The 17,385-nt window shown below is 41.8% G+C and carries 16 protein-coding genes; 11 read left to right on the top strand and 5 right to left on the bottom strand.

What is annotated here, in order from left to right; genetic code table 11:
• Positions 1–109 precede the first annotated feature (109 nt).
• The 7 genes from BW980_RS08385 to BW980_RS08355 all read left to right on the top strand — a co-directional run bounded on the left by BW980_RS08385 (position 110) and on the right by BW980_RS08355 (position 8,341).
• Positions 110–1,573 (top strand): circularly permuted type 2 ATP-grasp protein, encoded by a 1,464-nt coding sequence (locus BW980_RS08385; protein WP_076454607.1) that lies wholly within the window; start codon positions 110–112, stop codon positions 1,571–1,573.
• A 74-nt stretch (positions 1,574–1,647) separates the two neighbouring features.
• Positions 1,648–2,595 carry an alpha-E domain-containing protein gene (locus BW980_RS08380; protein ID WP_076454605.1) on the top strand — a complete coding sequence of 316 codons (948 nt, stop codon included), beginning with the start codon at positions 1,648–1,650 and terminating at the stop codon, positions 2,593–2,595.
• A 75-nt stretch (positions 2,596–2,670) separates the two neighbouring features.
• Positions 2,671–3,528: a transglutaminase-like domain-containing protein gene (locus tag BW980_RS08375; protein WP_076454603.1), complete on the top strand. Its 858-nt coding sequence runs from the start codon at positions 2,671–2,673 to the stop codon at positions 3,526–3,528.
• 137 nt (positions 3,529–3,665) lie between these two features.
• Positions 3,666–4,767 (top strand): peptide chain release factor 2 gene (gene prfB, locus BW980_RS08370; protein ID WP_231854773.1). Its coding sequence is split into 2 segments (ribosomal slippage): positions 3,666–3,731 and positions 3,733–4,767, totalling 1,101 coding nucleotides; the frame shifts between segments, so codons are not numbered across the junction.
• A 35-nt stretch (positions 4,768–4,802) separates the two neighbouring features.
• A complete protein-coding gene (arsC, locus tag BW980_RS08365) occupies positions 4,803–5,144 on the top strand; it encodes an arsenate reductase (glutaredoxin) (RefSeq protein ID WP_076454602.1) in 342 nt (113 codons plus the stop codon).
• Positions 5,145–5,337: 193 nt separating this feature from the next.
• Complete coding sequence (locus BW980_RS08360) at positions 5,338–5,841, top strand: hypothetical protein (RefSeq protein WP_076454600.1); 504 nt, start codon at positions 5,338–5,340, stop codon at positions 5,839–5,841.
• Position 5,842: 1 nt separating this feature from the next.
• Entirely contained in the window at positions 5,843–8,341 is a 2,499-nt protein-coding gene (locus BW980_RS08355) for a TonB-dependent receptor (RefSeq protein WP_076454598.1), read from the top strand.
• Positions 8,342–8,469: 128 nt separating this feature from the next.
• Here BW980_RS08355 and BW980_RS22560 read toward each other — a convergent pair whose 3' ends face one another.
• Positions 8,470–8,640 carry a hypothetical protein gene (locus BW980_RS22560; RefSeq protein ID WP_013995364.1) on the bottom strand — a complete coding sequence of 57 codons (171 nt, stop codon included), beginning with the start codon at positions 8,638–8,640 and terminating at the stop codon, positions 8,470–8,472.
• 161 nt (positions 8,641–8,801) lie between these two features.
• On the opposite strand from BW980_RS22560, the gene fumC reads away from it, so the two are divergent.
• Positions 8,802–10,199 (top strand): class II fumarate hydratase, encoded by a 1,398-nt coding sequence (gene fumC, locus BW980_RS08350; RefSeq protein ID WP_076454596.1) that lies wholly within the window; start codon positions 8,802–8,804, stop codon positions 10,197–10,199.
• Between the two features lie 79 nt (positions 10,200–10,278).
• Here the strand turns inward: fumC and BW980_RS08345 are convergent, their stop codons facing one another.
• Positions 10,279–11,166: a hypothetical protein gene (locus BW980_RS08345; protein ID WP_013995362.1), complete on the bottom strand. Its 888-nt coding sequence runs from the start codon at positions 11,164–11,166 to the stop codon at positions 10,279–10,281.
• A 168-nt stretch (positions 11,167–11,334) separates the two neighbouring features.
• Here BW980_RS08345 and BW980_RS08340 point away from each other — a divergent pair, with 168 nt between their 5' ends.
• Positions 11,335–11,790 carry a GNAT family N-acetyltransferase gene (locus tag BW980_RS08340; protein ID WP_076454594.1) on the top strand — a complete coding sequence of 152 codons (456 nt, stop codon included), beginning with the start codon at positions 11,335–11,337 and terminating at the stop codon, positions 11,788–11,790.
• A gap of 11 nt (positions 11,791–11,801) precedes the next feature.
• Entirely contained in the window at positions 11,802–12,620 is an 819-nt protein-coding gene (locus BW980_RS08335) for an MBL fold metallo-hydrolase (protein WP_076454592.1), read from the top strand.
• 72 nt (positions 12,621–12,692) lie between these two features.
• Here the strand turns inward: BW980_RS08335 and ettA are convergent, their stop codons facing one another.
• From ettA to BW980_RS08320, 3 genes are read right to left on the bottom strand one after another with little or no spacing between them, the layout of a single operon-like run.
• Positions 12,693–14,384, bottom strand: a complete 1,692-nt coding sequence (ettA, locus tag BW980_RS08330) for an energy-dependent translational throttle protein EttA (protein WP_076454590.1) — start codon at positions 14,382–14,384, stop codon at positions 12,693–12,695.
• Positions 14,385–14,426: 42 nt separating this feature from the next.
• Positions 14,427–14,609, bottom strand: coding sequence for a CAL67264 family membrane protein (locus tag BW980_RS08325; RefSeq protein ID WP_013995358.1), 183 nt, complete (start codon positions 14,607–14,609; stop codon positions 14,427–14,429).
• Between the two features lie 60 nt (positions 14,610–14,669).
• Positions 14,670–15,668, bottom strand: a complete 999-nt coding sequence (locus BW980_RS08320; protein WP_076454807.1) for a Gfo/Idh/MocA family protein — start codon at positions 15,666–15,668, stop codon at positions 14,670–14,672.
• 73 nt (positions 15,669–15,741) lie between these two features.
• Between BW980_RS08320 and BW980_RS08315 the strand changes: the two genes are divergently transcribed.
• Positions 15,742–17,370 carry an acyl-CoA carboxylase subunit beta gene (locus tag BW980_RS08315; RefSeq protein WP_076454588.1) on the top strand — a complete coding sequence of 543 codons (1,629 nt, stop codon included), beginning with the start codon at positions 15,742–15,744 and terminating at the stop codon, positions 17,368–17,370.
• The last annotated feature ends 15 nt before the right edge of the window (positions 17,371–17,385 follow it).

Here is a 17,385-nt window from a genome sequence, read left to right as displayed (position 1 = left end):
AAATGTCCCTTTATTATTGCTTTAATACTAATTTATCATTTCAATAATTACATTATTATTTACTGTAAACAGGTTAAAAACGAGTACCTTAAGTACAAACAAATGTACTATGGTCAATCTCGAAAATCAGATTTTTTCATCCTACAAAAGAAACCCTGTCCTATTTGATGAAATCTTTGATAAAAACGGACAAGTAAAGGATGTCTACTCCAAACTGTTCACCCTTTATGGAGAGCATTCCATAAAGGATTATGTTAATTTAAATGAAAAGGCAAAATCATCATTCTTTAACCAGGGCATCACGTTTCAGGTATATGACAAAAAGAAAACAGAGGAAAAAATTTTTCCTTTCGACCTTTTTCCAAGAATAATCCCTCCCGAAGAATGGAACATTATCGAATCGGGAGCCATACAACGGAGCAGGGCGCTAAACCTGTTTCTATGGGATATTTACCATGACAAAAAAATAATAAGACAAGGTATAGTCCCCATGGATTTGATAAGTTCCTCCGCCAACTACTTGGATCAAATGAATAAGGTCGATCCGCCTGGTGGAATCTATAATCATATTTCCGGCACCGATATCATTAAACATACCGATGGGCAATATTACGTGCTTGAAGACAACATAAGATGTCCTAGTGGGGTAAGTTATGTTATCTGTAACCGCACCGCCCTGAAACGGGCCCTCTTTGGTGTTTTTAATCATTATAAGACCTATTCGGTTACCAATTATGCCGAAAACCTCTTGGACTTACTTGAAACGGTTAAACCAAAAGGCGTAGACATCCCTAACGTTGTGGTCATTACTCCAGGCATGTTCAACTCGGCCTTTTACGAGCATTCTTATTTGGCAAAGACCATGGGGGTTGAACTGGTAGAAGGCAGGGATTTATTTGTGGAAAACGACTTTGTATACATGAAGACCATTCAAGGACCACAAAAAGTAGATGTAATATACCGAAGAATCGATGATGCGTTTATCGATCCATTAGAGTTCAAGCCAGATTCTTCCCTAGGTGTACCTGGCCTATTCGCCGCTTACAAAAAAGGCAATGTAACTTTGGCCAATGCTCCGGGTACCGGTGTTGCCGATGACAAGGCTGTATACACCTATATGCCTGAAATCATAAGGTATTACCTAAACGAAGAACCTATCCTTAACAATGTACACACCTATCATTGCAGTAGACCCAAAGAATTAAAATACGTCTTGGAACATATAGAAACCCTGGTCATAAAACCAGTGGACGAAGCTGGTGGTTATGGGATATCCATTGGAAACCGACTTAGCAAAAAGGAAATAGAAGTCGTCAAGGCACAAATACTTTTAAACCCTAGAAAGTATGTAGCACAACCCATTATGTCCCTTTCGGTTCACCCTACGTATATCGATAAAACCGAATCTTTTGAACAACGGCATGTAGACTTAAGAACCTTTACGGTTTTGGGAAAAGACAAGGAATTCGTGCTGAAGGGAGGCCTGACCCGAGTAGCCCTAAAAAGGGGCAACTTGATCGTCAACTCATCACAAGGTGGGGGATCCAAAGACACCTGGGTTTTAAAAACTTAACTAAAAAGCTATTGAAGATTTCCTAGAACATAAGGTTCACAAACCTAATACAGACTAATATTTAAAAATTGCCTATGCTAGCACGAGTCGCCAATAACCTTTTCTGGATGGGACGTTATATTGAACGTTCGGAGCACATTGCCCGATATCTTCGGGTCAACTATTTTTCGTCCCTAGATGCCCCTAACCAAGTTTCGCAATCACGGCAATTCGTCTTACGTTCTATGCTCAATATGATAGGTGATCCCATAGAGGACGAATCCATTGTACACAGCGAAGAAAGGGTGTTGTACAAGATAGGGTTAGACCCCAATTACCCTTCTTCCATTATAAACAACGTGAGAAACGTACGGGAAAATGCCAATAGTGCTCGTGACCTCATTTCCACCGAACTATACGAATCTATCAATAAGTTTTACCATTTTATTTCAAAATACGACCCAAAAGTCTATACAAAAAATGGGCTTCACGATTTCACCCTTAATGTTACAGAGATGTCCGCTATATTGAGGGGAAAGGTAAGAAGTACGCTCATGCATGATGAGATTTACGCCATAATCATGATGGGAACCAATATCGAGCGGGCCACACAAATTATACGCATCATCAATGCCAAGAGCAACGACGCACTAAAGGCACAGGGCAGTTATGGGGATAAATTTAAAAATAGTTTTGAGTGGACTACCCTTTTGAAATGCACGGAGTCTTATGATATGATGCGCCGGTACTACAAAAAAACACCCAGCAGTATATCTACTTTGGAATTTTTGATCCTCAACCCCGATTGCCCCAGGTCAATTATGAACAGTTTGAACCAAGTGTTTAAACATATGCAAATTTTAGACCCTAATACAAAATTGGATCGTGACTCTACGGCTTTTTTAGTAGCTAAGGTAAAGGCGGAATATGAGTTTAAATGTATAATAGAAATAGAAAAAGATATTCAATCGGTCATTGACACTACCTTGGACAGTCTTTATGAAATAAGTCAAAAAATGGAAGAAGAATTTTTTAGCTACTGATTCCTTTCCCGCTTGACTCATATCAAGACCTAACGAACATAAACAGTATCCTTAAACTAGTTTAACCAATTTCATATGCCACTAGAATATTTCATTACCTATAAAGCCGAAAACACCTATGAAGAACCGGTACATGAGGCCTATTGGCAATTTCTGGTCATCCCGGAAGAAAATGAATCACAGCAATTTATCGGAATCGATTTTAATTCTTCTATCAACCCCAAATTTGAATTTTCCATAAACGGATATGGCTTTAAGACCATACGTGTCCATATGAAACAAAAGTTTGAACAAATTGCTTTTGAAGCCCGGTTCAGATTAATAAAAAAAGAAATCAATCCCTTCGACTTTACCCCTGAAGCAGATAAATCAAAGTCGATTGAAAAAATTCAAGGGCTGAATTTTAAAGTAGATTACGAGGCTTTCCTAAAAACAACCCCTTACACTTATATTCCCTACACTAAAAACATCTTGTTCGAATTTGATTGGGGCAATTCCATTTTCGACAACCTTATCGCACTTAATAGTTATACTTATCGCTATATTCAATTTAACACTAAGGCAACAGACGTACACACCACATTAAATGAAGTATTGGATATTCATCAAGGGGTTTGTCAAGATTTCACCCATTTGTTTTGTGCTCTAGCTAGGACAAACGGTATTCCCGCCCGATATGTTTCGGGTTATCTACATCAAGGCAACGGTTATTTTGGAGATTTACAAATGCATGCATGGGCAGAAGCCTATATTCCCTATGCTGGCTGGATCGGTTTTGACCCTACCAACGATATTTTGGCCGCAACCAATCACATCAAGGTTGCACACGGCAAAGACTACTCAGATTGCTCGCCCTTAAAGGGTGTTGTATACACGTCGGGAAAGAACCAAACCGTTCATTCCGTTCAGGTGAACAGCCAAGATCAACAATAGGGATTTCAGTATAAACGCCATGAGTGCAGAGCGTTGGCCGATCAACAAAACGGTATTCATCCCATATCGTAAACATTCGAAAATTTACTGTAGAATAGATAAAAAAGAGTAGTATTTTTGTTTGAAAATAAAATACAATGACAATTACCACGGACCTATTCAAGGGTCTTCAAGATCGCCTTGGTGCGTTAAGGAGGTATCTTTGACGTCGATGCCAAGCTTATTGAAATAGAAAACGAACAAGAGAAGACCTTGGCTCCGGATTTCTGGGACAATCCCCAGGAAGCCCAAGCCCATATGAAGTTCATACAGTCTAAAAAGCAGTGGGTAGATGATTACAATACCGCCAAAACACTGGTTGACGACTTAGAAATTTTAATGGAGTTTTTTCAGGAAGGTGAAGTTACCGAAACCGAGGTGGCCGCCCAGTACGAAAAGGCCATAAACCAGTTAGAGAAGCTCGAGTTCAAAAACATGCTTTCGGAGGAAGGTGACGAACTTTCGGCAGTTCTGCAGATTACGGCCGGTGCCGGTGGTACCGAAAGCTGCGATTGGGCCTCTATGCTCATGCGTATGTATATGATGTGGGCCGAAAAGAACAAGTATAAAATAAAGGAGCTCAACTATCAAGAAGGGGATGTGGCCGGTATAAAGACCGTAACCCTAGAGATAGAAGGTGATTTTGCGTTCGGATGGTTAAAAGGCGAAAACGGGGTGCACCGATTAGTACGTATTTCCCCTTTCGACAGTAATGCCAAACGGCACACCTCATTTGCTTCGGTATACGTATACCCCCTAGTGGACGACAGTATTGAAATTGACGTAAACCCTGCAGATATAACCATCACCACCGCACGGTCTAGTGGGGCCGGTGGTCAGAACGTAAACAAGGTAGAAACCAAGGTACAACTGGTACACCATCCAACAGGTATACAAATTTCTTGCTCAGATTCAAGGAGCCAGCACGACAACAGGGCTACGGCCATGAAAATGTTGAAGTCGCAACTCTACGAAATCGAACTTCGGAAGAAAATGGAAGCACGCCAAGAAATTGAATCCTCTAAAATGAAAATTGAATGGGGGTCGCAAATACGGAACTATGTGATGCACCCTTATAAGCTTATTAAGGATGTGCGTACCGGCCAAGAAACCGGTAATGTCGATGCGGTAATGGACGGAGATATCGATGCTTTTTTAAAAGCTTATCTCATGATGATGGGACAAAAAGAAGAAGATTGATTATAATTACAAATTAGCCATAAGATAGTATTACAATGATAAAGATATATCACAACCCAAGATGTCAGAAATCACGAGAAGGATTACAGATACTCGAACAATCGGGAAAGGAATTTGAAGTCATAAAATACCTGGAAGACATACCCAGCAAGGAAGAACTTCGCAAAGTACTGGATTGCCTCGGTATCACGCCGGAAATGTTGGTCAGAAAGAATGAGGCTATTTGGAAGGAGAATTATAGGGGCAAGCTTTTGTCACAAGAAGAAATTCTAGATGCCATGATTCTTCACCCTAAACTCATAGAACGCCCCATAGTAGTGAATGGCGGGAAAGCGGTAATCGGCCGCCCCCCAAAATTAGTGGAAGATATCCTTTAAGAATATGGTTCTTTCCTAAAAAAATAAAAAGTAGGTATTTCGCTAAAAATCAAGTGGATGCCTACATTATTTTTTAGTATATTTTTACCCTTGGGAATTTGGTACATTTGTTGCGTTACTATTTTAACAAAGCTTTAACCAAAGCAAGATTAAACCATTCTATAAAAATATAATCATACACGCTGATATCGTCATGAAAAACAATATCCCATACGTTATTTTACTTTTTGTTCTATTGTTTACAAGTCCCGAGCTAGTGGCCCAATATGGTTATGGTAGCGGAGGGTACGGCTATGGTGGCGGAGGTTACGGTTATGGAAGGCAGCGAAGTGCCATTCCTCAAGTTCAGGAAACACCAAAAGCCCCCGAGCCCAAAACTGCCGAGCAAATCGTCAATGACGAAATGCCCGGTATCGCCGAAGCCTTGGAGCTAAACGAATTTGAATCGGCCGTAATGAGTTCCGTATTGAAAAAGTATCTGCAAAAACGAATTGAAATGCAGATTCTTGAGCTAAGTCCCGAGCAAATGCGCGAGGGTATGGAAAAAATTACCAAGGCCCAAGACGAAGAACTGAAGGCCGGTTTGCCCATTGAAAAATATGAGGCTTTTGTAGAAATGCAGAAAAAGGGACTTCAAAAGACACAAAAAGAAAGGAAACGGCAGAAAAAACGAAAGAAAAAAAAATCTAAAGACTGACATGAGAAAAACCTTCTTGATCACCCTGTTACTGTTATCGATAAACACATTCGCACAACGGCCTCAGCGGCCCCAAGGTCAAGAACGGCAGCCCATAAAAATTACCGGAACGGTATTGGACAAAGACAATGGCGATCCACTTGAATACGCTACTTTAGTACTCCAAAGCGTCGACAACCCTGAAAAAGTTACGGGAGGTATCAGCGATATCGACGGTAAATTCTCCGTTGAGACCCTTCCCGGAAAATACAACATCAGTGTTGAATATATCTCTTATAAGACCTACAAGCTCCCTAACCAACTCCTAAAGGAATCTACCGATTTGGGTACGATAAAATTGGCCCTTGACGTGGCACAATTGGAAGGTGTAGAAGTGGTCGGAGAAAAAACCACTGTTGAAGTCCGTCTCGACAAAAAAATCTACAATATAGGCAAAGACCTTACCACCAGCGGAGCGACCATTAGCGACGCCCTCAACAATGTTCCTTCCGTAAATGTAGACGTGGAAGGGGCCATTAGTTTACGGGGGAATGAAAACGTAAGGATCCTTATCAACGGAAAACCTTCGGCCTTGGCCGGTTTTGGTTCTACGGATGCCCTAAGGGAGCTGCCCGCCGATGCCATAGAAAAGGTAGAGGTCATAACAAGCCCCTCGGCGAGGTACGATGCAGAAGGTACCGCCGGTATCTTGAACATTGTTCTAAAGCGTGAAAAGACCCTAGGTTTTAACGGTTCCGTAAGCGTAAACATAGGATACCCTTCACAAAGCAGCATGTCGGTAAATGCCAATTTAAGAACAGATAAATTCAATGTTTTTAATACGCTAGGCTATAGATATTATGAATCGCCCGGTCATGCTTTTTATGAAAACTCGTACAACGACGGCCAATACGATCAAATTAATGAAAACCGCGATTATACCCGTTCGGGCAAAGGCTTCAACAATAATTTTGGCGTTGAATATTTCTTTAATGAAAAGTCATCGCTTACGGGAAGTTTCTTTATGCGCTTTCAAGATGGGGACGACCTAACCGAAAATTATAGTGATTATTTTGAGAGCGGACTTCTAACAAGAAAAAGCTTCAGGGAAGAAATAGAACTTGAAGATGAAGAGAACTACCAGTTCTCATTAAATTATGTAAACAACATTGATGATGATGGCCAAAAGCTTACTGCCGATTTACAGTATTCCAATGGTGACGAAGTAGAGAATTCTACCATTGATGACAACAACACCTTTCCTAATACAAGTTTGAACACGCTTGAAAGTATTTACCAGAATGAAATTGAAGACGAATATCTCGTACAGGCCGATTACGTGCTTCCCATGGGAGACGCCCAGTTTGAAGTAGGCTATAGAGGTACTTTTGAAAGAGAGATTACAGATTATAAGCTAGATTCGTTAAATAGGTCTACGAATCAATTTGTTACAAATGAAGATTTGACCAATAAATTCAATTACCAAGAAAATGTAAATGCCCTATACACCCAATACGGTAATAAGTTCGGTAAATTTTCTTTCTTGGCCGGGTTGCGATTGGAAAACACACAACTAAAAGGAGAGGTTACCTCAGATTTTGATACATCTGCCATTGAGGATGCCCTAGGAGAAGATGTCGATTTAAATTTTGACAAAAACTACTTAGGCCTCTTCCCTACCCTCAACCTTATATTTGAAATTGGGGAGATGGAGAATATTTCCTTAGGTTACAATAGAAGGATCAACAGGCCAAGAGGGCGTTTTATAAACCCCTTCCCATCTCGGGCCAGTAGAGCTAATATTTTTCAGGGAAATCCAGATTTAGACCCGGCCTATTCAAATTCATTTGACTTAGGCTATCTAAAGCGTTGGGACAAGCTTACACTAACTTCCTCGGTTTATTATAAGCGGGAGACCAATTCATTTGAGTACATTCAGGAAGCCACTGGCCAGACGACAACGGATAGTGTGCGAATCATCAGGTCTTTACCTATTAATTTGTCCTCTAACGAGAGAATAGGTGCCGAAGCCGGTGTGCTGTACAACCCCAAAAAATGGTTGCGTTTAAATGGTAGTGTCAACTTCTTTCAATTTTCAAGTGAAGGGGAACATAACGGAACGGACTACGGAACCGATAACACAAGTTGGTTTGCCCGTTTCAGCTCAAAAGTAAGTCTGCCCGAGAAAATAGAATGGCAAACCAATGCCTTTTATATGGGGCCACGCCAAAATTCACAAACGGAGACCAAGGGTATGCTGTCTTTGAACTTGGCGTTCAGCAAAGACATCATGAAAGATAAAGGTACCGTATCGCTAAATGTAAGCGACCTTTTAAATTCAAGGAAAAGACAATCTTACACCGTTTCCGACGACTTTACCTCTAGAAGCGAATTTCAGTTTAGGCCCAGATCTATCAACCTCTCATTTAGGTATAGGATCAACCAGTCTAAAGATAGGGATCGTAAAAATGGTAGAGGTGAAAATGAGAACGGTGGCGGAGAAGACGAAATGGAAGGTTAAAAAGAACCGTTGCAATAAAAAATCCCTGCTAACTTGATATTGGCAGGGATTTTTTTTATTCGATTATGGGTACAAAAAAGCAGGAAAGCGAATTTTCGTTTTCCTGCTTTTTCTATGTAAAAACGTAACTATGCGCTACGCTTTGCTCTTTTCTTTTCTCTCCACTCTTTATAGAGTTCCATAATATTTCCCCCTAACCAATAAGGTACTACAAAGGTCAATAAAAAAATCATCAGCCAAAAACCGATGGTTAAAATGGTTAAGAAAGCTAAAAATCCAAGGTACTGATCAAATTCCATGTGCTAAATTTTGCTATACAAAGATACTTTAGAAAGAATGATAATTGCAAATTGAAATCAAAAAAAATAGAAGAAGTTGAAAAATCTAAATTTTTAAAGTTGCGAAGACGAAATAAAATGGTGAAATGCTACCTTTGTCATCTAACGTAATACTACCAGAAATGAGCTTTAGAATTGAAAAGGACACTATGGGCCAAGTAAAGGTTCCAAGTGATAAATACTGGGGTGCACAAACAGAGCGTTCCCGTAATAATTTTAAAATCGGGCCTTCTGCCTCTATGCCTTTAGACGTAGTCTACGGTTTTGCCTTCCTTAAAAAAGCGGCGGCCTATGCCAATACCGAACTTGGCGTTCTTGCCCAGGAAAAAAGGGATTTGATCGCCCAGGTCTGCGACGAGATTCTAGAAGGAAAGCTTGATGACCAATTTCCATTGGTCATATGGCAAACCGGGTCGGGAACACAGAGCAATATGAACGTTAACGAGGTAATTGCCAACCGCGCCCATGAAATTGCGGGAAAAAAAATTGGCGAAGGCGAAAAAACGATTCAGCCTAACGACGATGTCAATAAATCACAATCTTCGAACGATACCTTCCCAACGGGAATGCATATAGCCGCCTACAAGAAAATTGTAGAGACGACCATACCTGGTATAACCCAGCTTCGTAATACGTTGGACAAAAAATCTAAGGAGTTCGCCAATGTAGTAAAAATCGGTCGTACGCATCTTATGGATGCCACTCCCCTTACCTTAGGACAAGAATTTTCAGGCTATGTTTCACAATTGGACCACGGCTTAAAAGCTTTGAACCATACCCTTGATCACCTTAGCGAACTGGCTTTAGGGGGAACCGCGGTCGGAACCGGATTGAATACCCCAAAAGGCTATGACGTTCTTGTTGCAAAATACATTGCAGAGTTCACCGGCATGCCCTTCCGTACCGCCGAGAACAAGTTTGAGGCCCTAGCGGCTCACGATGCCATTGTAGAAAGCCACGGCGCCTTAAAACAACTAGCCGTATCATTGAACAAAATAGCCAACGATATCCGTATGATGGCCTCTGGGCCCCGTTCAGGTATCGGTGAGATTATAATTCCCGCCAACGAACCGGGAAGTTCCATTATGCCCGGAAAGGTTAACCCAACACAATGTGAAGCATTGACCATGGTATGTGCCCAGATCATGGGGAACGATGTAGCGATTTCGGTCGGTGGTACCCAAGGACACTATGAACTGAACGTATTCAAACCTATGATGGCGGCCAACATCTTGCAATCCGCCCAATTGATCGGAGATGCCTGTGTGAGTTTTGACGTTAACTGCGCGGCCGGTATAGAGCCTAACCACGAAGTTATCAAAGAGCTTTTAAATAATTCCTTAATGTTGGTTACGGCCTTGAATACAAAAATCGGTTACTATAAAGCTGCCGAAATTGCCAATACGGCCCATAAGAACGGAACTACTTTAAAAGAAGAAGCCATTAACCTCGGCTATGTTTCCGCCGAAGATTATGACGAATGGGTAAAACCCGCCGATATGGTAGGTAGCCTTAAATAGTTAATCTTGGAAAAGTGTACAAATAGAAAGGGGCAATCTCGTAAGATTGCCCCTTTTCTTATATAAATGGTAGTGTTTACTATTTCAAGGTGAACTTAGAAGTTCCTAACAATTTAAGTCTATCGTCATAAACGTTGACCATGTAGTTTCCTTCCTTGAAGTCTCCCGCAGGCTTACTGATGTAATCACAAACGTCCAATGATTTGTTTTCGTAGTAGAAGCCAGTTCCTTTGCTGTAAGTCACAGAAGCACCGGAATCATTTGTTTTAGAATAGCTTTCCCCTAAAACGTTACCTTGTGGGTCAAGAACTTCAATAAAGAATTCCCTGTCTCCAGCTTGGGCGATTACATTATCGGCAACCGTAAAACAGATTTTGAATTTATCGGTTCGTTTTGCTCTTGACGTAGATACCAATTTACCACTGCTACGTTCCTTAACGGCATCAACACTAAATTTAGATAGGTTTAGCGCAGATCCTTTTTCTACAACGTCGGCCAATTGCGTATTTTGAACAACCAAAGAATCGTTAAAAACAGTTTGCTTCTCTAGTTCGGTATAAGTACTGTCCCTTTGCATAGCAATAAGCGTGTTCGATTTGGTAAGCGAATCTACCTGCTTTAACAATTGCTCTCTTTCTTGCTTTAAGATGCTAACCTGTCTTCTATATCTAGACAAAGAAGAAATATCGGCTTTCATACTTTTTACAGAGTCGATGTATTTTGCAATGTTGTCCCTTGCGGATACCAACTCTTCATTGGTTGCATTGCTTTCCAAAATAGCTTTGTCGTATTCAGACTTTAAACTATTCAAGTCTTCAACAACCAACTCTTTTTCTTGTGTAAGTGCAGTTTCGTTCTTTTTCTTTTCTTGATATAGACTAACGGTATAGATGATGGTACCCAAAAGTACCACACCTAGCAAGCCTGCCAGCACCTTCAAACCATTGTTACTTTTTGTTTCAGTCATAATGTTAAGATTTATTTCTAATAAGAATTTATTTGTTTGTATCGGTGTATATACGATAAGTTTTAATTTTTAGATTTTTTAATGTAAAAAAATCGTTTATTAAAGAAAATAAATCCTTACGAAACCTTAATTTTAAATACATCTATATATCACCTTCTTATACTTAAAATGGAAATAGTACCTTTTAATCCTTCGTACGCTTCGGCGTTTAGGGACTTAAACCTTAAATGGATCGAAGAGTTTTTTGCCGTAGAACCCTTGGACACCTATTTATTGGAAAACTGCGAAGCCAATATAATCGATAAAGGAGGTTATATCTTTTTTGCAAAAAAGGAAAACGATATCGTGGGGTGTTGTGCACTGCTTCCTGCAGGCCCCACTACTTTTGAATTGGGAAAAATGGCAGTAGCCCCTAATTATCGCGGTCATAAAATTGGACAAAAACTCTTGTCGCACGTATTGGATTTCTCCAAACAAAAGTCACTGGACCGTTTGATCCTATATTCAAATACCAAATTGAACGACGCCTTACATATCTATAAAAAGTTTGGTTTTGTAGAAGTGCCCATTGAAGAGAACCTTGAATACACACGAAGCAATATTAAAATGCAATTAACCCTATAACCTAAAACACCATGAAGCGTATACTTTTTGTATTTATTAGTGCAAGCATCCTTATTCTTGGGTGTAAAGAGAACAAAAAAGAAGCCACTCCGGATGAAAAGGCCCTGTCTGAGGCAAAAGAATCGGCCTCGGTTCCCGCTCTGGCGGAAAGTGGGCGTTCCGAAGTAACGATAACCCCTATTGAACATGCTAGCGCTGTTTTGGAATGGAACAACATAACGGTTTATATCGATCCCGTAGGAGGTGTGGGCATGTTCGAAGGCCATAAATCGCCCGACCTTATATTGATAACCGATATACATCACGACCATTTTGACCTTGAAACCCTAAAAGCTTTGGGTACGGATAAAGCAAAAATTATGGTTCCCCAAGCGGTAGCCGACAAAATACCCGATGTCTTCACCCCTCAGATTGATGTGTTGAACAACGGCGACAGCAAGGAGCGCTACGGAATTACGGTCGAGGCCATACCAATGTACAACCTAAGGAAAGAAGCCCTAAAGTTTCACGAGAAAGGACGGGGCAATGGATACCTTTTAAGCATCGATGGCCAACGTATCTATTTTTCCGGCGATACGGAAGACATTCCTGAAATGCGAAGCCTTAAGAATATCGATAAGGCTTTTATATGTATGAACCTTCCCTATACCATGACCCCTGAAAGCGCCGCCGATGCCGTATTGGAATTCAAACCCAAACAGGTCTACCCCTATCATTACAGAGGTAAGCCCGATGTAAGCGATGTTTCTAAATTCAAACAACTGGTCACCGCAGGTGATCCCGATATCAAAGTGATCCAGTTGGATTGGTACCCTAAGGCAGATTATTAAAAATAGGTTTAGAGTATAAAAAAAGCTCTTGAAAATATTCAAGAGCTTTTTTTACTTTAAAATCGATTTTAACTATCGAATCAATTTCTTGTACTTGATACGTTTCGGAATCAAATCGCCTCCCAATCGTTTCTTCTTATTCTCTTCGTAATCGGAGAAGGAACCTTCAAAGAAATAGACCTGAGAATCGCCTTCAAAGGCCAAGATATGGGTACAGATACGATCCAGGAACCAACGGTCGTGGGAAATCACTACCGCACAGCCTGCAAAGTTTTCCAAACCTTCTTCCAAGGCCCGTAAGGTATTAACATCTAGGTCATTGGTAGGCTCATCCAAAAGTAATACGTTACCTTCTTCCTTTAGGGTCATGGCCAAGTGGAGTCGGTTACGTTCACCACCGGAAAGCATGCTCACTTTTTTATTTTGTTCACTTCCTGAAAAATTGAACCTACTTAAATAGGCCCTTGAATTCACTTGACGCCCCCCCATCATAATAAGCTCTTGCTCATCACTGAAGTTTTGCCAAATGGTTTTTTCGGGATCTATATTCGAATGACTTTGGTCTACATAGGCGATCTTAGCAGTCTCGCCCACTTTAAAATCACCTTTATCAGGTGTTTCCTCTCCCATGATCATTCTGAAAATCGTTGTCTTACCCGCCCCGTTCGGGCCGATAACGCCCACGATACCTGCTTGTGGCAATTTAAAGTTCAGGTCTTCGTACAATAACTTGTCGCCATAGGCCTTACTAACGCCATTCGCCTCAAGCACATTTGTACCCAATCGCGGTCCGTTCGGAATATAAATTTCCAGTTTTTCATCAAGTTGTTTTTGGTCTTGACTCATCAACTTGTCGTAATTCTTCAAACGCGCCTTTTGTTTGGTCTGGCGTCCTTTTGCTCCCTGACGCACCCATTCCAGCTCACGCTCCAAGGTTTTTTGTCGTTTAGAGGCGGTTTTGCTCTCTTGCTCCAAGCGTTTTGATTTTTGGTCCAACCAACTTGAATAGTTTCCTTTCCAGGGAATACCTTCACCACGATCCAATTCCAATATCCATCCCGCTACGTTATCCAAGAAATACCGGTCGTGGGTAACGGCAATGACCGTACCTTTATATTGGGCGAGGTGATGTTCCAACCAATGTACCGATTCGGCATCAAGGTGGTTGGTAGGTTCATCGAGCAATAATATTTCAGGTTCTTGAAGCAATAGGCGGCAAAGGGCCACACGCCTTCTTTCCCCTCCGGACAGTACCCCGATTTTTTTATCGGGTTCCGGGGTGCGAAGGGCATCCATGGCGATTTCTAATTTCGTATCCAATTCCCAAGCATTGGAAGCATCGATCTTATCTTGAAGCTCGGCCTGCTTATCCATCAACTTCTGCATCTTATCGGCATCTTCATATACTTCAGGAAGACCGAACATATCGTTGATTTTATTGTACTCGTCAAGTATGGCCACAGTTTCGCTTACGCCCTCCTTGACAATTTCCAAAACGGTTTTGTTTTCGTCCAGTTCCGGCTCTTGTTCCAGGTAACCGACTTTGTATCCTGGGGAGAAAACAACATCACCCTGAAAATTTTTGTCGACTCCGGCGATGATCTTTAACAAGGTTGATTTACCTGACCCGTTTAGACCTAAAATACCAATCTTGGCACCATAGAAAAAGCTTAGGTATATATTTTTAAGAACAGGGGTATTGGCGTTCTTGTAGGTTTTAGTGACCCCCGACATGGAGAAAATCACTTTCTTATCGTCAGACATATAGTGGTTTTAAGTGTTTTAGAGGATATTAAAAAAGGTGGACTAAACCCGTCCTTTAAGTGCGTTGAATACCCAAGCAATAGCAAAGAATCCTATGCCTACCGAGGCAAAGCCCCATCCTGCTACTTCATCGTATCTAAAGGCTCCTAAAGCGATTAGGGCCAAGCCCACAAAAATCATTATAAAAGTGGCCCAGGCCAATACGGTATTTTTATTCATTCCCATGGTTTTTCGGTTTCGAATTTTGGTAACTTCAAATATCGTAATTTTTAGGGTATTACAAGGCTACACGCCCTCTTTTTGTTGTTCGAAAGGAAAAATAATGTTTGACTTTTGCCGTACCTCATAAAGAAGCCGGGCCAAATCGACACTATTGCGATGGCTCCACATCGAGCTTTGCACCATGCCGGATGCCAAACAACTGTGTACTTCCTCAATTTCATAAGTGTATCCCTTACCCTTGGTAGGCAAATCGTAATCGACCAATTCACCCTCCTTTTCTATGGAATACCCCTGTGCCTCATGCCATCGCGGCGATAAAAAAATACTGCCCTCAGTCCCTGAAATTTCGGCCTTCATTTCTGATTTGGAATTTAATCCGCTATACAGAATGGCTTGCGCGCCTTCATAATCGAAAATCATTGAGGTCTGCATTTCTACCCCCGTCTTGTATAAATGCGACGAAGCTTGTATGTTTTTTGGCATGCCCAACAATAAATAGGACAGAAAAATGGGATAGATTCCTATATCGAGCAAAGAGCCCCCGGCCAGGTCAGGGTTGAGCAGTCGGTTATCGGGATCCCTGTTCAGGGCATAAAAGGCAAAATCGGCATGAACAAAAGCTACAGAACCAATTTCACCGCTTTCCACTAATTGTTTCGCTTTCCGTATCGATGGATTAAAACGGCTCCAAAGCGCCTCCATCAAAAACACCTTGTTCTTTTCGGCCACGGCAATCATGCGCGCTACCTGATCCGGGTTCACCCCCATCGGTTTTTCGCAGAGCACATGTTTCCCATTTTCCATTGCACTTATGCTCAAGGCCTCATGGGAGGTGTGCGGGGTAGCAATGTATACCACGTCTACCTCCTTACTTTCAAACAGGGCCTCGTAAGAGTCAAAAGTATGGGCCGCCCCATATTCATCGGCAAATGTCTTTGCTTTTTCAAGGCTTCTAGACGCCACCGCGGTCAAGGTTCCGCCCGTAACCAAGGCCAAATCTTTCGCAAAGGTGTGGGCTATACTTCCCAAACCAACAATTCCCCATCGTATTTCTTCTACCATATGATTTTCGATTTTTTCAAATGTAAACAATTTTACTCCTTATCTTTAAGCATTGAAAAGTCAAGGTAAAAAAATGGATATAAAATTCAACAAGAACGAAGACCATAACAAATTACTACTAAGCGACCTTAAAAGGCGCTTGGCCCAAGTAAAACTTGGTGGAGGAAAAGCGCGTATCGAAAAACAGCATGCCCAAGGAAAAATGACGGCCCGCGAGCGTATAGACTACCTCTTGGACACTGACAAGGACAGTATTGAAATAGGCGCCTTTGTGGGCGATGGCATGTACGAAGAACATGGTGGTTGCCCTTCTGGCGGAGTGGTCATTAAAATGGGATATGTTTCCGGGAAGCAATGCCTTGTGGTGGCGAACGATGCCACGGTAAAGGCGGGCGCTTGGTTTCCCATAACGGGAAAGAAAAACCTTAGGGCCCAAGAAATTGCCATGGAAAACCGCTTGCCCATTATCTATTTGGTAGATAGTGCGGGAGTATACCTTCCCCTCCAGGATGAAATTTTCCCCGACAAAGAACATTTCGGCCGAATTTTCAGGAACAATGCGATAATGAGCAGTATGGGAATTACCCAAATTGCCGCGGTCATGGGTAGCTGTGTGGCCGGTGGGGCCTATTTGCCCATCATGAGCGACGAGGCGCTGATCGTAGATAAAACAGGAAGCATTTTCTTGGCCGGAAGCTATCTGGTAAAGGCCGCTATCGGCGAAAGCATAGACAACGAAACCTTGGGAGGGGCCACTACCCATTGTGAAATAAGCGGTGTAACCGACTACAAGGCCAAAGATGATGCCGATGCCCTGAATACCATTAAGAATATCATGGACAAGATCGGTGATTTTGACAAGGCCGGATACAATAGAAAAGAAGCGGTAAAACCCAAGGAGAATCCCGATGATATTTTCGGCATTCTACCCGGCTCCAGAACCGACCAGTATGATATGGGCGAAATTATAAAACGCCTAGTTGACAATTCCGAGTTTGAAGAATACAAAGAAGGTTACGGTAAAACCATTTTAACGGGCTATGCCAGAATTGATGGCTGGGCCGTAGGTATAGTAGCGAACCAACGCAAGGTCGTAAAGACAAAAAAGGGGGAAATGCAGTTCGGCGGGGTCATCTATTCCGATTCCGCGGATAAGGCCACCCGCTTTATAGCCAATTGTAACCAGAAGAAAATCCCACTTGTCTTCCTGCAAGACGTTACGGGGTTTATGGTAGGAAGCAAAAGTGAACATGGCGGCATCATTAAGGATGGCGCGAAAATGGTAAATGCCGTAAGTAACTCCGTGGTTCCGAAATTCACTATCGTTATCGGTAATAGTTATGGCGCCGGAAACTACGCCATGTGCGGAAAGGCTTATGACCCAAGGCTTATAGTAGCTTGGCCGAGTGCGGAACTTGCCGTTATGGGCGGAAACTCTGCCGCTAAAGTACTTTTACAAATTGAAAAGGCCTCGCTCAAGAAAAAAGGGGAAACGATTACCGAAAAGAAAGAAGCCGAGCTTTTCGATAAAATCAAAAGTAGGTATGATAATCAAGTTTCTCCTTATTATGCGGCTTCCCGTTTATGGACCGATGCGGTAATAAATCCTTTGGATACCCGTAAATGGATTTCTATGGGTATCGAGGCCGCCAACCATGCCCCTATTGAAAAGGAGTTCAATCTGGGCGTTATACAAGTATAACCCCATTTTTATAGC

Source organism: Zobellia uliginosa (genome assembly GCF_900156625.1).
Taxonomy (GTDB): Bacteria; Bacteroidota; Bacteroidia; order Flavobacteriales; family Flavobacteriaceae; genus Zobellia; species Zobellia uliginosa.
The sequence above is the reverse complement of the archived record's forward strand: the minus strand, read 5'-3'. Positions and strand labels throughout refer to the sequence as shown.

Excerpts from the sequence above, each read along its gene's own strand:
- BW980_RS08385 (WP_076454607.1), top strand. The coding sequence starts at position 110 with ATGGTCAATCTCGAAAATCAGATTTTTTCATCCTACAAAAGAAACCCT.
- BW980_RS08380 (WP_076454605.1), top strand. The coding sequence starts at position 1,648 with ATGCTAGCACGAGTCGCCAATAACCTTTTCTGGATGGGACGTTATATT.
- BW980_RS08375 (WP_076454603.1), top strand. The coding sequence starts at position 2,671 with ATGCCACTAGAATATTTCATTACCTATAAAGCCGAAAACACCTATGAA.
- arsC (WP_076454602.1), top strand. The coding sequence starts at position 4,803 with ATGATAAAGATATATCACAACCCAAGATGTCAGAAATCACGAGAAGGA.
- BW980_RS08360 (WP_076454600.1), top strand. The coding sequence starts at position 5,338 with ATGAAAAACAATATCCCATACGTTATTTTACTTTTTGTTCTATTGTTT.
- BW980_RS08355 (WP_076454598.1), top strand. The coding sequence starts at position 5,843 with ATGAGAAAAACCTTCTTGATCACCCTGTTACTGTTATCGATAAACACA.
- BW980_RS22560 (WP_013995364.1), bottom strand. The coding sequence starts at position 8,640 with ATGGAATTTGATCAGTACCTTGGATTTTTAGCTTTCTTAACCATTTTA.
- fumC (WP_076454596.1), top strand. The coding sequence starts at position 8,802 with ATGAGCTTTAGAATTGAAAAGGACACTATGGGCCAAGTAAAGGTTCCA.
- BW980_RS08345 (WP_013995362.1), bottom strand. The coding sequence starts at position 11,166 with ATGACTGAAACAAAAAGTAACAATGGTTTGAAGGTGCTGGCAGGCTTG.
- BW980_RS08340 (WP_076454594.1), top strand. The coding sequence starts at position 11,335 with ATGGAAATAGTACCTTTTAATCCTTCGTACGCTTCGGCGTTTAGGGAC.
- BW980_RS08335 (WP_076454592.1), top strand. The coding sequence starts at position 11,802 with ATGAAGCGTATACTTTTTGTATTTATTAGTGCAAGCATCCTTATTCTT.
- ettA (WP_076454590.1), bottom strand. The coding sequence starts at position 14,384 with ATGTCTGACGATAAGAAAGTGATTTTCTCCATGTCGGGGGTCACTAAA.
- BW980_RS08325 (WP_013995358.1), bottom strand. The coding sequence starts at position 14,609 with ATGGGAATGAATAAAAATACCGTATTGGCCTGGGCCACTTTTATAATG.
- BW980_RS08320 (WP_076454807.1), bottom strand. The coding sequence starts at position 15,668 with ATGGTAGAAGAAATACGATGGGGAATTGTTGGTTTGGGAAGTATAGCC.
- BW980_RS08315 (WP_076454588.1), top strand. The coding sequence starts at position 15,742 with ATGGATATAAAATTCAACAAGAACGAAGACCATAACAAATTACTACTA.